This window comes from Anaerotalea alkaliphila (assembly GCF_010179735.1).
Lineage (GTDB): Bacteria > Bacillota > Clostridia > Lachnospirales > Vallitaleaceae > Anaerotalea > Anaerotalea alkaliphila.
This window is the reverse complement of sequence record NZ_JAAEEH010000057.1, coordinates 1-12865: the sequence shown is the minus strand read 5'-3', so window position 1 is coordinate 12865 and position 12865 is coordinate 1. Positions and strand designations below refer to the sequence as shown.

Annotated in this window: 12 protein-coding genes; all 12 read left to right on the top strand. The window is 53.4% G+C overall.

Going from position 1 to position 12865, the window contains the following annotated elements:
- Positions 1 to 133 precede the first annotated feature (133 nt).
- Positions 134 to 1648, top strand: a complete 1515-nt coding sequence (locus GXN74_RS13515; RefSeq protein WP_162371471.1) for a tripartite tricarboxylate transporter permease — start codon at positions 134 to 136, stop codon at positions 1646 to 1648.
- Between the two features lie 102 nt (positions 1649 to 1750).
- Positions 1751 to 2722, top strand: a complete 972-nt coding sequence (locus GXN74_RS13510; RefSeq protein ID WP_212505822.1) for a tripartite tricarboxylate transporter substrate binding protein — start codon at positions 1751 to 1753, stop codon at positions 2720 to 2722.
- 65 nt (positions 2723 to 2787) lie between these two features.
- A complete protein-coding gene (locus tag GXN74_RS13505) occupies positions 2788 to 3957 on the top strand; it encodes a sugar diacid recognition domain-containing protein (RefSeq protein ID WP_162371469.1) in 1170 nt (389 codons plus the stop codon).
- Between the two features lies 1 nt (position 3958).
- Positions 3959 to 4975 (top strand): PdxA family dehydrogenase, encoded by a 1017-nt coding sequence (locus GXN74_RS13500; RefSeq protein WP_162371468.1) that lies wholly within the window; start codon positions 3959 to 3961, stop codon positions 4973 to 4975.
- 237 nt (positions 4976 to 5212) lie between these two features.
- Positions 5213 to 6358 carry a glycerate kinase gene (locus GXN74_RS13495; protein ID WP_162371467.1) on the top strand — a complete coding sequence of 382 codons (1146 nt, stop codon included), beginning with the start codon at positions 5213 to 5215 and terminating at the stop codon, positions 6356 to 6358.
- A complete protein-coding gene (locus GXN74_RS13490) occupies positions 6355 to 7401 on the top strand; it encodes a PdxA family dehydrogenase (protein ID WP_162371466.1) in 1047 nt (348 codons plus the stop codon). The genes GXN74_RS13495 and GXN74_RS13490 overlap by 4 nt, the downstream gene beginning before the upstream one ends.
- A 16-nt stretch (positions 7402 to 7417) precedes the next feature.
- A complete protein-coding gene (locus GXN74_RS13485) occupies positions 7418 to 8236 on the top strand; it encodes a sugar phosphate isomerase/epimerase family protein (protein ID WP_162371465.1) in 819 nt (272 codons plus the stop codon).
- Between the two features lie 10 nt (positions 8237 to 8246).
- A complete protein-coding gene (locus tag GXN74_RS13480) occupies positions 8247 to 8924 on the top strand; it encodes an aspartate/glutamate racemase family protein (protein WP_162371464.1) in 678 nt (225 codons plus the stop codon).
- Between the two features lie 7 nt (positions 8925 to 8931).
- Positions 8932 to 9768, top strand: a complete 837-nt coding sequence (locus GXN74_RS13475) for a transketolase (protein ID WP_162371472.1) — start codon at positions 8932 to 8934, stop codon at positions 9766 to 9768.
- Positions 9758 to 10696 carry a transketolase family protein gene (locus tag GXN74_RS13470; RefSeq protein WP_162371463.1) on the top strand — a complete coding sequence of 313 codons (939 nt, stop codon included), beginning with the start codon at positions 9758 to 9760 and terminating at the stop codon, positions 10694 to 10696. The genes GXN74_RS13475 and GXN74_RS13470 overlap by 11 nt, the downstream gene beginning before the upstream one ends.
- 16 nt (positions 10697 to 10712) lie before the next feature.
- Complete coding sequence (locus tag GXN74_RS13465; RefSeq protein WP_162371462.1) at positions 10713 to 11621, top strand: sugar phosphate isomerase/epimerase family protein; 909 nt, start codon at positions 10713 to 10715, stop codon at positions 11619 to 11621.
- 28 nt (positions 11622 to 11649) lie between these two features.
- Positions 11650 to 12609 carry a D-2-hydroxyacid dehydrogenase gene (locus tag GXN74_RS13460; protein WP_162371461.1) on the top strand — a complete coding sequence of 320 codons (960 nt, stop codon included), beginning with the start codon at positions 11650 to 11652 and terminating at the stop codon, positions 12607 to 12609.
- Positions 12610 to 12865 lie beyond the last annotated feature (256 nt).

The window sequence follows — 12865 nt, the reverse complement described above, 5'->3', positions numbered from 1 at the left end:
AATAGCCTTAATCCAGATAGATCCTTATTCCATACTTCTATTATCTAGGAATAGGGTTCAATATCCAAGTGGTTTAAGAAAAAAGCAACTGATAAACCTATGATTTAATTTTATTATACGAGGAGAAGGATAAATGGAAATAGTATCTATGTTGATGCATGGTTTTTCTATCGCTTTGATGCCTGAAAACATTTTGGCGGCGGCATTTGGCGCGTTCCTGGGACTTTTGGTGGGTGCGATGCCGGGAATCGGATCGTTGGCAGGAGTGGCGCTCCTGCTGCCCCTCACTTTTTCGTTCAACCCGGTCACAGGCATTGTCATGCTGTCCGCAATCTATTATGCAAACATGTATGGGGGTTCCTACAGCGCCATTCTGATCAACATCCCCGGGGATTCCCCCGCCGTCATGACGGCGCTCGACGGGCATCCTCTTGCGAAGAAGGGGGAGCCGGGGAAAGCACTCTTTGCCGCGAACATCTCCTCCTTCATCGGAGGGACGATCGGCATCATCATCCTCACCTTCACAGGACCGATGCTGGCAAGGGTCGGCCTGAAGTTCGGTCCTGTGGAGATGGCGGCCCTGCTCCTCGTTGCCATGACTTCCCTGGGATGGCTGCTGGGAAAGAACCCGACGAAAGGGATCATGGCCACCATCATAGGCATGCTGCTTGCGACGATGGGATTCGACATCGTCACCGGAAGCCCGCGGTTCGATTTCGGTAACATCTACCTCTTGGGAGGTGTCCCGTTCATTCCTTTGGTCATCGGAATGTTCGGATTTTCACAAGTGCTTGAGATGATGGTCGACCGGAAGAAGACGGAAAACATCGACCAAAAACTCACGTTCAAGGAAAGCCTGTTGACAAGGCACGAATTCCGGAGAATATTGGGACCTACAATACGGTCGAGCTTCATCGGCACGATCATCGGGATTCTGCCAGGAGCCGGTGCAACAACGGGTTCGTTCCTTGGATACATCACGGAGAAGAAGATTGGAAAGAACAAGGAGCTGATGGGCCAGGGGGTCGTGGAAGGTGTGGCGGCGGCAGAGGCTGCCAACAATGGTGCGGCAGCAGGCGCCTTCGCCCCCTTGCTTTCCTTGGGAATTCCGGGCAGCGGAACCGGGGCGGTGCTTCTAGGAGGACTGATGATGTGGGGATTGACCCCTGGTCCGCTTCTCTTCCAGAATGAGCCGGATTTCGTTTGGGGCCTCATCGCCTCCCTGTATGTCGCCAATGTGGTGACATTGGGCGTCGCGCTGCTGATCATCCCCTGGCTGATCAAAATCCTTAAAGTCAAGAAAACGACCATGATTCCCATCATAACGGTCGTCTGCATCATCGGATCCTTCAGTTCAAGCAACTCCTTGTATGGGGTCACCCTGATGCTGATCGCAGGGGTCGTAGGATATCTGTTGAAGACAAACGGCTATCCGATCGCACCGTTGTTGCTGGCCTATGTGTTGGCGCCGACATTGGAGGTCGACATCCGCAGGGCATTCCTCATGTCAGGGGGAAGTCCGCTGATCTTTTTCCAGAAGCCCATAGCGGCAGTGCTTATGACCATCCTCCTGACGACGATCCTGGCTCCTGTGTTCAAATGGATGTTCGGAAAAATAATGGCAAGAACAATATTGACCAAAATGTAGGAAAGGCAGGTGGAGAAACATCCTTTGGTCGATTTGTATCCTATAGGGCATGATATCAAACAAAAAGAAAGGGGATATTCAATGAAAAGAGTTATGGCAATTATGTTGGCAATGGTGATGATGTTGGGGTTGGCCGGATGCAGCACGACAAATGAACAGGAAAAACCAGGAGCGGCAAAGGCGGGGGCGGCGGAGCCGGAGGCTTTTGCGCCAGAGAAGATCATCGAATGGATCGTGACATCAAGTGCAGGCGGAGGAAGCGACATCTTCAGCCGTTCGATTTCAGACATCCTTTCGAAAAAGGATCTGGTTCCGCAGAATGTCGTGGTCTACAACCAGACGGATGGTGGCGGAGAAGTCGGCAGGAGAAAGGTGAGCATGCTGAAAAACGAAGCGCATACACTGCTGACCTTCAACACCGGCGACCTTCAAGGCATGCTTGAGAATACCCAGCTTAAACTGAAGGATTTCACACCGCTTGCAATCATGGCATTGGACGGACAGATTCTCCTGGTGAAGGACGATTCCAAGCATCAATCGATTGAAGAAATCATCGCGGCGCTGGAAGGCGGGGAAAGCTTCATCATCGGCGGATCGAAGAGCGATGATGAGCATGTCTACAAGCTTTTCAAAGAAAACATCGGCGGGGATGCGGTGGAATACATGCGGTTTGACAGTACAGGCGATGTGCTTACGAGTCTGCTGGGAGGCCATGTCGACATCGCCATCGGCAAACCTGCGGCAAGTACGCAGTACATCGAGTCGAAGGACATGAAAGCGATCGCCACCTTCGGCAGTGAGCGTTTCGGTGGAGTGTTCGCGGATGCGCCGACGTTCTTGGAGCTTGGGTACGAGGACATCCGATTTGAAATCTACCGTGGAATCGTAGGCCCGGCGGACATGCCCCAGGAAGCGGTCGATTATTGGGTCGAAACCCTTGAAACCGTTACAGAGACAGAGGAGTGGAGAGTCGACTACATCGACAAGTTCCTTCTGCTTCCGTCCTTCAAGGGTGGAGAAGAGGCACGGGAGTATATGCAAAAAGTAGAGGATGAAATACTGGAAAACATGTAGAAGCACCCAGAATCTCTGTAGAAACCTGCAGGGATTTTGGCATGTCAGGAAATGGGGAGGCTCTTGTGCTGAAGAAGGAAGAATGCCAAAGCATCATAGGACGGTTGTCCCACATCGTCAATTTTGACATCAACATCATGGATCTGGAGGGTATGGTCGTCGCATCCACCGATGGCCAAAGAATCAGTGAAATCCATCGAGGGGCCTTGCATTGCATAAAGAACGAGCAGCAGCTGGTCATTGACCAAGAAAACATCGAAAGCTATCCGGGTTGCAAAGAGGGAATCAATATCCCTTTATATAACAACGATGCCTTGATCGGCGTCCTAGGCGTTTCTGGAATGGCGGAAAAGGTGACGGACATCGCCTTCATCCTGAAGGAACTAGTGGAGCACATCGTCCTGGAAAACCGGAACCAGCAGTTCAAGGTGCTGCAGCAGGAGGCTTTGAGGTCCTTTTTTGTGGAGCTGTTCAATGCCGGATACCGGACCGACTATGACGTCCTGCTGAACCGGGCGAAGCTCCTGGAGTTCGACCACGAATCCTCCAGGGTCTTGATTCTGGGACAGATCGTCCATTGGGAAGAGCATCAGGACGGAGTGTCCCATGAGGTGATGAAAAAGAGGGTGCTCAATACGATCAGGCATCATATCGACGTCGATGACGTCAGCCTCCTGTTGTATGAGGAGTTTTTTGTCATCATCATCAAATGGCGGGCCAACATGGAATCCTATCTTGAAAGGATGATCCATGCGATCAGGGAAAGGCTGCAGGTTGACGTGCGCATGGTTGTGGGCGGACGCTGCGACCATATCAGCGATTATGGAAAACGATACCATGCGGCAAAACGGGTATCGGACCTCAGCCGAACATTGGCGCTGCCAATGGGTGTCCATTTTGCCCATCGATATGAATTGGAATTGTTGCTTGGGTCCCTGTCGGATGGGGCCATGGGCGAATACCTGGAGAAGTATGGCGACATTTTCAAGTCCTACCATGAGGACAAGAACACGAGCGAACTCATAGAAATCATCAAGACGTATTTCGAATGCAACATGAACATCGGCGAGACGGCCCAGGCTCTATATGTGCATAGGAACACGGTGGGGTATCGGCTCAACAAGTTTAAGGAACAATTCAAAGTCAACATCAACAAGCCTTTTGATTGCATGAAGATTTATCTTGCCATCAAAATGCTTGACCAGAAGATGAGCAGAGATGGAGAGGTGGAATGACATGGATGCACAACCGAAATTGGGGATCCTGTTGGGCGATGCATGTGGAATCGGACCTGAAATAATCGCGAAGCTGTGCGACAGGGACAGGATATACGGCCACTGCCGACCGGTGATCATAGGGGATTGCCGTGTTTTTGAAGAAGCGAAAAGATTGGTGGACGGCAGGTTCGCGATCCGAAAGATAGCGGATGTCGATGAGGCCGACTGGGAATGGGAAGAGGGGGAGTATCCGATCCTGGACCAAGGGGATGTGGACCCAGGGGAGATCGTTGCAGGGGAGCCCCATGCCGTTTCCGGCAGGTCGATGGTGCGCATGATCGAAGTGGCGATGAAGCTTTGCCGGGAGGGAAAACTGGACGGGTTCGTCTATGCGCCGATCAATACGAATACGATCAACATGGCTGGATACAGCTATGAAAGCGAGGCGAAGCTGTTTTCGGAAGTCCTGCAGATGGAAAAGCTGACAAAAGAGCTGAACATGCTGGACGGGTTATGGGCCTCGCGGGTGACAAGCCATATTCCCGTGAAGCACATATGCGATTTCATCACACCGGAATCCGTGTTCGACACGATCGAATTGCTGCATGATACCGTATTCGAGGCGGAGGGTGTGGCTCCAAAGATCGGCGTTGCGGCGCTCAATCCGCATGCGGGGGAAATGGGGGTGTTCGGCTCGGAGGAGAAGACGGTGATTGCGCCGGCGATCGACCTGGCAAAGGCCAGGAACATTGAAGTCTCCGGCCCGTATTCCGCCGACATACTTTTCATCAAGGCCTTTGAAGGGGACTTTGACGCCATCGTCACGATGTACCATGACCAAGGCCAGATACCGATCAAACTGAAGGGAATCCTATACGGAGTGACACTCCATACCGGAATGCCGTTTCCGGTCGCAACATCGCTGCATGGCGCGGCCTACGACAAGGCGGGAAAAGGCGTCGCATCCGTTGACGCCGTCGAGAACGCCATACGGCTGGTTGCCCAAATCGCTTTGAACAAGAGCCGCAGGAATTGAGATGCTACAAGGAAGCAGGCCGGACCCATCCCCATGGGCCCGGCTTTCTTATGCCATAAGGACTGGCGATGGCCAATGCGGTGCGGTATTGTTTGGCGTATATAAAAATGCCGCAGATATGGGGAACCTATTTGTAGACGGGACACATAGAATGGGGCGTCAAAAGGAAATATAATTGGTATAAGCTTAGTAACAAAGCTGAATGTCTTGCTTTTCAACAGGCAAGGAGGAAATGGAGTGAAAATTGTTATTGCATCGGATTCCTTTAAAGGTTCCTTGTCGGCCAAAGAGGTCGGTGAAGCGATCGCCCGGGGAATCAAAAAATCAAGCCCCTCAATCGAAACCGTCAACGTGCCCATGGCGGATGGCGGAGAGGGTACAGTATCCGCCATGGTGGATGCAACAAAGGGATGCTTCGTGGAGGTTGAAGCGCTGGATCCGCTGGGAAGAAAGGCAACAGCCGTGTATGGGCTGCTGTCGGACGGGGAGACTGCCGTAATCGAAGTTGCCTCCGTAATCGGATTGCCGCTATTGTCCCTTGAAGAAAGGGACCCTGATAGAACAAGCACCTATGGTATCGGCGAAATGATTCTGGATGCGATGGAAAGAGGATGCAAGAGATTCATCATCGGGTTGGGCGGCAGCTCGACAAATGATGGTGGAGTTGGGATGTTGAAGGCTCTTGGCGCCCGTTTTTGTGATCAAAAGGGAAACGCATTGGAACCAAGGGCAAGGGAATTGAAAAATCTTCGATCGATCGACCTGTCCGGATTGGATCCGCGTCTGTTTGAAGCATCGTTCAGGGTGGCCTGCGATGTGGAGAATACGATTTGCGGTCCGCAGGGAGCATCAAAAATATTCGGACCGCAAAAGGGAGCCGACGATTCTTTGGTCCTGCAACTTGAAGAGGCGCTCAAACAATACGCTGCGGTACTTGGGGAGACAATCGGAAGCAACCTGTTCGAAATCAAAGGCGGTGGAGCCGCAGGCGGCCTAGGAGTCGCGTTCCATGCGGTGCTGGGTGCGGAACTGGAACGGGGTGTGGAGATCGTCAAGGATGTGATTGGCCTTGAAAGGCATCTCGAGGACGCGCAGCTTGTAATCACAGGGGAAGGCAGAATGGACGGCCAGACCGTTTTTGGAAAGACACCCCATGGCGTAGCCCGAAGCGCCAAGAAATACGGACTTCCTGTCATCGGCATCGCAGGCGGCTTGGGTGCGGACGCGGATGTTCTGTACGGTCATGGGTTCGACGCATTGTTCGGGATTGCCGACGCTCCCATGCGGTTGGAAGAGTCCATGGGGCGCAGCGGGGAATTGCTGGAAAAAGCAGGCAGAAACATCGTTCAACTAATACAGATGAATTTAGAGGTGGAAAAATGAATAATAAACCAATATTGGGGATCTTGCTGGGGGATGCTTGTGGCGTGGGTCCTGAGATAATCGCAAAACTGGCGGAGAACAATCGACTGTATCCCTATTGCCGTCCGGTCATCATCGGGGATGCGAGAATCCTTGAACAGGCCATGAAAATTACAGGAAGCAGCTTCCGGGTCCAACCCATCGATGCGGTGGAAGAGGCCCGATGGGAACGGGGGAACTATCCGGTCCTAGACCAGAAGAATGTGGACCCGAAAGACATCGAAATCGGGAAAGTGAGCAGAATCGCAGGCAAAGCAGCAGGCGACATGCTGATCACAGCCATGGACCTGTGCTTGGTCGGGGAGTTGGACGGGTTTGCGTTCGCTCCACTCAACAAGACCTCGCTCAAGATGGGCGGACATGACTTTGAAAGCGAGAACAAGCTGTTCGCACATCATCTGAAGATCGACGGGATATCCTGTGAGGTCAATGTTCTGGGCAACCTTTGGACATCCAGGGTCACAAGCCATATCCCGGTGAAGGATGTAAGCGCCAACTTGACCGTCGACAGCATTCAGGACGCCATGCGGCTGATCCACAAGACCATGAAACTCGCAAAAGTCGAGAAGCCGAGAATCGGCGTGGCGGCATTGAATCCCCATGGAGGCGAACATGGAACGTGCGGTACGGAAGAGATCGACGTGATCATCCCTGCAATCCGGCAGGCGAAACTGGAAGGGCTGGATGTCTATGGACCGTACCCTTCGGACATCCTATTCGTCAAAGCCTTCGAGGGGATATTCGATGCGGCGGTGACCATGTACCATGACCAGGGGCAGATCGCACTGAAAGTGAAGGGATTTCAATATGGGGTCACCTTCCATGCGAACCTTCCTGTGGCCATCGCCACAGCGGCACATGGATCGGCTTTTGACATTGCGGGAAAGAACCTTGTCACGACAGATGCGATGGAGAATGCAATCAAGATGGCCGGTGCGGTGGCGGAGGGCTACAGGGAGCAAAGGGTGACGGGACCAGAAGAGATGCTGGCCGGCGTCTGTTGAACCGAAGGAGGGAGCCATGAAACTTTGTTATCAGATTGCGACACCGGATGTCCGCAAGAGCGCGGCGGTCACGTCCTACCAGGAAGAGCTGGAGAAGACGTTCTCCACATTGTGCGACTTGGGATATGAAGGCGTGGAGTTGATGTCCAGGAATCCGAAGGAACTGGATTGGGACCGGATAAGATCGCTTTCCCGGCAGTTCAACCTGGAGATCGTCATGATCTGCACAGGTGAAGTCTTCGGCCAGGATGGCTTGACCTTGACCCACCCCAACACGGAAGTGCGGGAGCTGGCGTTCAAGAGGGCAAAGGAATTGATCGACTTTGCGGCGTTCTTCAGCGCCAACATCAACATCGGTAGATTCAGAGGTCAATATGTGGAGGCAAGGCCGGATGAAGAGACCTACGCGCTGGCGGTCGAAGTCATCCGGGAGCTGGCGCGGTATGCGGAAAGCAAGGGCGTCACGATCGTCATCGAACCGGTGACCATGCTGCAGACCAATTTCATCAATTCGACCAGTGAGGCCATCGAACTGATCGAAAAGGTTGACGAACCGGCATTCAAGCTGATGATCGACATCTATCATTCCAACATCGAGGACAAATGCATTTGCGAAAGCATCAGGGAGTCCAAGGGTCATTTGGCACACATGCATTTTGCGGACAACAACCGGCGGATCCCCGGAACCTGCGGACTCGATTTCAAGAAGATTGTCGACACTTTGCGTGAAATCAATTATGAAGGCCCCGTTGCCTTGGAGATGTTCCAGCTGCCCGACCAGCATACGGCAGCCAGGAAGAGCAGCGAATTCCTGAAACCCCTGATCCATTCCTAAGGAGAACAAGGTGGAAATAGTTCTTTTGCATACGGTCAGAAGCGTCATGGAAAATTTCGAAAAGATGTTGAAGGACAGGATCCCGGACATCGAGGTGCACAATGTTTTGGACGAGTACATTGTCAAGAGCGTAACCCGGCATGGAGGGTATGCGGAGGAGGATGTCCAGCGGCTGGCGGCATTGCTGAAGCTGGCGGAAGGGACGGGGGCGGACAGGATCATCGCCACATGCTCCACATTGTCCATGCAGATCGATGCGCTAAGGGAACGGATTGGAAAGCCCGTCATGAAGATCGACGAGCCCATGCTGGTGAAGGCGGTTGAACTGGGAGGCCGGATTACGGTCATGGCAACGGCGCAATCCACGCTCGGACCGACGATGGAACAGTTGGGGAGAATTGCCCGCCATCTGGGGAAAAAGGTGGAGGTCGGCACCGTTCATGTGGAGAACGCCCTTGACCGATTGCGGGAGAATGACAAGGACGGACACGACCGTCTGGTTTTGGAAGCCTTTGAAAAACTGGATGATCCGGATGTCGTTGTTCTGGCACAAGCCTCCATGGCCCATATGAAGGAGATTTTGGAGGGAATGGGTGACAGACCGGTCTTGGCAAGCCCGCAGATGCTGATAGAACACCTAGCTGACCTGATGGAGGGTGAAAAAAATGATGCAAGCGGTACTGAATGACATCAAAATGGACGACATCAAAACCAGTTATATGGAGGCGAAGTGCCTTGAATTCAGAAGGGAGCTGATCCAACTGCTGCACGGCATCCAGACCGGACACCCCGGCGGATCGCTTTCTGTTATGGAAATCCTTGTGAAGCTCTACTACGACCGGCTGCGGATCGATCCCGCAAACCCCCAATGGGAAGACCGGGACAGGTTCATCTTGGGAAAAGGGCATGCCGCACCGGCGTTGTACATGATCCTGGCCGACCTTGGATTCTTCGATAAGGAAGAGCTGAAGACTTTGCGGCAGGCGAACAGCCGCCTGCAGGGGCATCCCTGTGCGGTCAAGACACCGGGGATCGAGGCATCGACAGGGCCTCTGGGCCTTGGGATCTCGTTTGGCGTCGGGGTCGCCTGCAGCGCGAAACAGGACAAGAAATCCTACAAGACCTATGTGGTCCTGGGGGATGGGGAAATCCAGGAGGGAATCGTCTGGGAAGCGGCGATGGCGGCGTCCAAATTCAAGTTGGACAACCTCGTGGCGATTCTTGACAACAATGGGGTACAGCTTGACGGGACGGTGGAAGAAATCTTGCCGATGGGGGATATCAGCGCAAAATGGGAAGCCTTCGGATGGCATGTCATCGAAGCCGACGGACATGACCTGGATGATTTGGACAGGGCCTTGAGTGAAGCGGACTGGGTTGTCGGAAAGCCGGTGCTCATCAATGCGAAGACGGTAAAAGGCAAAGGGGTTTCCTTCATGGAAGGAAAGAACATCTGGCACGGCAAACCCATCGACAAGCAGGAGTTTTCCCTGGCCATGGAAGAGTTGGGAGGTTTCGACTATGAATGTTAAGGTTGCTATCCGCGATGCCTATGGCATGGCGCTGAAAGAGTTGGGAGGAAGGAATCCCGATGTCGTCGTTCTTGATGCGGATGTGTCCAATTCCAGCAAGAGCATCCTGTTCGGGAAAGAGTATCCGGAAAGGTTCTACAATGTCGGCGTTGCCGAAGCCAATATGGCCGGTATGGCGGCCGGCATGTCGACAACAGGGAAAATCCCCTTTGTCAACACATTCGCCGCATTCATGCTGTTGCGGGCGGCAGATCCGATCCGCTCGCTGGCATGCTATGGGAATCTGAACGTCAAATTCGCCGGCACCTATGCGGGGCTTTCGGATTCCTATGATGGCGCGACCCACCACACCCTGACAGACATCGCCTTCATGAGGGCGGTGCCAAGGATGACCGTGGTATCCGTCTGTGACCCGGTCGAGACGAAGAAGGCTGTGGATGCGATTGCGGAATATGACGGGCCGGTATATTTGAGGCTCAGCCGGGCGGCGATGCCGACGATCTTTGACGAGGGTTATGACTTCACATTGGGCAAAGGCGCGGTGGTAAAAGAGGGCACGGATGTGACGGTCATCGCAACCGGCTACATGGTCCATAAGGCGCTGGAAGCGGCGGAACAGCTTGAAGACGTGGGGATCAGCGTGCGGGTGGTAAACATGCATACGATCAAGCCGCTGGACAAGGAACTGGTCGTCCGGTGCGCACGGGAAACAAAGGGCATCGTCACCGTGGAGGAGCACAGCATCTACGGGGGCCTGGGCAGCGCGGTGGCGGAGGTCGTCGGTTCGACCGCAAGGGTGCCGGTTGAAATCATAGGCGTCCAAGACACTTTCACCGAATCGGGGGACTATGAGACCCTGTTGGAAAAATACGGTTTGAGCGCCGAAGCCATCAGGCAAAAGGTGCTTCAGATGGCCAGATACGCATAAGATCAGGAGGTAAGGTATGGTAGAATCGGTACACAAGTATATGAAGGTGGGATTGATCCATCCGATGGCATATCCCGAAACATTGAGGGGGGAAGGCCCCATCCTGGAGACGATCAGGAGGATCTGCATGGATGAATATTTCACGGCCATCGAGATCACCCATATCGCAGACGACGATGTCAGGAAAAAAGTGGCGAAGATGGTGGACACGGCCAGCATGGCGGTGGGGTTTTCGGCCCAGCCGATGCTGCTCACACGAGGGCTGAACATCAACGACATCGACGAGGAGGGGCGGGCGGAAGCGGTCCGGGTCCTCAAAGGCGGCATCGACGAGGCCTATGCGCTTGGCGCCAGGGGCTTTGCGTATCTTAGCGGGAACTACGAGGAAAACAACAAGGAAGCTTATTATGAGGCACTGGTCAAATCCACGCTGGAATTGTGCGATTATGCCAAGGAAAAGGGCGACCTGAAAATCATTTTGGAAGTGTTCGATTTCGATGTGGACAAGAAAAGCCTGATCGGACCGGTGGACCTGGCGGTGCGTTTTGCCCAGGACATCTGCGGGCAAAGGGACAATTTCGGCATGATGGTTGATTTGAGCCATCTCCCCCTTGTAAGGGAAGACAGCAAGACAGCAATACTGCCATTGAAGGAGTATCTCGTGCATGCCCATCTTGGGAACGCGGTGGTGGAGGAAGGGAAAGAGGCATACGGGGATGCGCACCCCAGGTTCGGGTTCCCCAACAGCGCCAACGATCTTGAGGAAATGGTGGAGTACCTGCGTGTATTGAAAGACATGGGATTCCTGAATCCCAACAATCCCCCGATCGTCAGTTTCGAGGTCAAGCCTTGGGGTGATGAGGATCCGGAACTGGTGATCGCGAACGCAAAGAGAATGCTCAACCAGGCGTGGGCGAGAGTGTAGACAGCAGACAGCTTAGCAGGAGGTTATCATGAAGATTGTTGTATTGGACGGCTATACATTGAACCCGGGAGATCTGTCCTGGGAAGGGTTGGAAGCGCTTGGGGAAGTTGCACTGTACGACCGGACCGATGAGAAGGATATCGTTGCCCGTGTGGGCGATGCGGAATATGTTTTTGTGAACAAGACGCCGATGAAAAGGGAAACGTTGCAGCAGTTGGGAAACCTCAAATTCATCGGCGTGCTGGCAACCGGGTATAACGTGGTCGATGTCGATGCCGCGAAAGAATTCGGCATTGCCGTGACCAACATCCCTACCTATGGGACGACCGCGGTCGCCCAGTACGTGTTCGCATTGCTGCTGGAAATCTGCCACCATGTGGGGGAACACGGCAACACGGTGAAGCAGGGGGAATGGAGCCGGTCCGCCGACTTCTGCTACTGGCATTATCCCTTGATCGAACTGGCGGGCAAGACGATGGGGATCATCGGAATGGGACGCATCGGGAAAAACGCGGCGAAGATCGCGAACGCGTTCGGCATGAAGGTGGTGGCCTATGACGAATACCAGGATTCCTCCATCGTCAGCGACCAGCTCCAGTATGTGGAATTGGACCGGCTCTTTGCGGAAGCGGATGTGATCAGCCTGCATTGTCCCTTGTTTGAAGGCACAAAAGGGATCATCAACAAGTCCAATATCGGGAAGATGAAGGATGGCGTGCTCATCATCAACACATCCAGAGGGCCTCTGATTGTCGAAGAGGACCTTGCGGAGGCATTGAAATCGGGAAAGGTGGGGGGCGCGGCAGTCGATGTGCTCTCGCAGGAGCCTCCCGGCATGGAGAATCCGCTCGTTAAAGCTCCCAACACCATCATCACCCCGCATATCGCATGGGCTCCCAAGGAGTCCAGAAAACGGCTTATGGATATCGCGGTAGCCAATTTGGAGAAATACTTGCAGGGGACACCGGTCAATGTCGTAAACGCATAATGCGCACTTGGGGACAGTCCCCAAGTGCGCAAGAAAAAGCCCCCAAACCTCCTTTGAACATAAATCATGAAGAAAGGTACAGCTTCACGCTTCGGCGGTGGCTGTGCCTTTTTCCATGATTTGGTGTACAATTCATAAGTGAAGTATCACATTTGGAGCAATCAAAAAAGAGCAACTAGAGACGAACTCCAGTTGCTCCAAATGTGGTTCTTCACGATTGTACCAACTCGCGGATGTTAGCCGGTGATCCGGAATA

Excerpts from the sequence above, each read along its gene's own strand:
- GXN74_RS13470 (WP_162371463.1), top strand. The coding sequence starts at position 9,758 with ATGAATGTTAAGGTTGCTATCCGCGATGCCTATGGCATGGCGCTGAAA.
- GXN74_RS13485 (WP_162371465.1), top strand. The coding sequence starts at position 7,418 with ATGAAACTTTGTTATCAGATTGCGACACCGGATGTCCGCAAGAGCGCG.
- GXN74_RS13515 (WP_162371471.1), top strand. The coding sequence starts at position 134 with ATGGAAATAGTATCTATGTTGATGCATGGTTTTTCTATCGCTTTGATG.
- GXN74_RS13510 (WP_212505822.1), top strand. The coding sequence starts at position 1,751 with ATGTTGGCAATGGTGATGATGTTGGGGTTGGCCGGATGCAGCACGACA.
- GXN74_RS13465 (WP_162371462.1), top strand. The coding sequence starts at position 10,713 with ATGGTAGAATCGGTACACAAGTATATGAAGGTGGGATTGATCCATCCG.
- GXN74_RS13460 (WP_162371461.1), top strand. The coding sequence starts at position 11,650 with ATGAAGATTGTTGTATTGGACGGCTATACATTGAACCCGGGAGATCTG.
- GXN74_RS13475 (WP_162371472.1), top strand. The coding sequence starts at position 8,932 with ATGGACGACATCAAAACCAGTTATATGGAGGCGAAGTGCCTTGAATTC.
- GXN74_RS13490 (WP_162371466.1), top strand. The coding sequence starts at position 6,355 with ATGAATAATAAACCAATATTGGGGATCTTGCTGGGGGATGCTTGTGGC.
- GXN74_RS13500 (WP_162371468.1), top strand. The coding sequence starts at position 3,959 with ATGGATGCACAACCGAAATTGGGGATCCTGTTGGGCGATGCATGTGGA.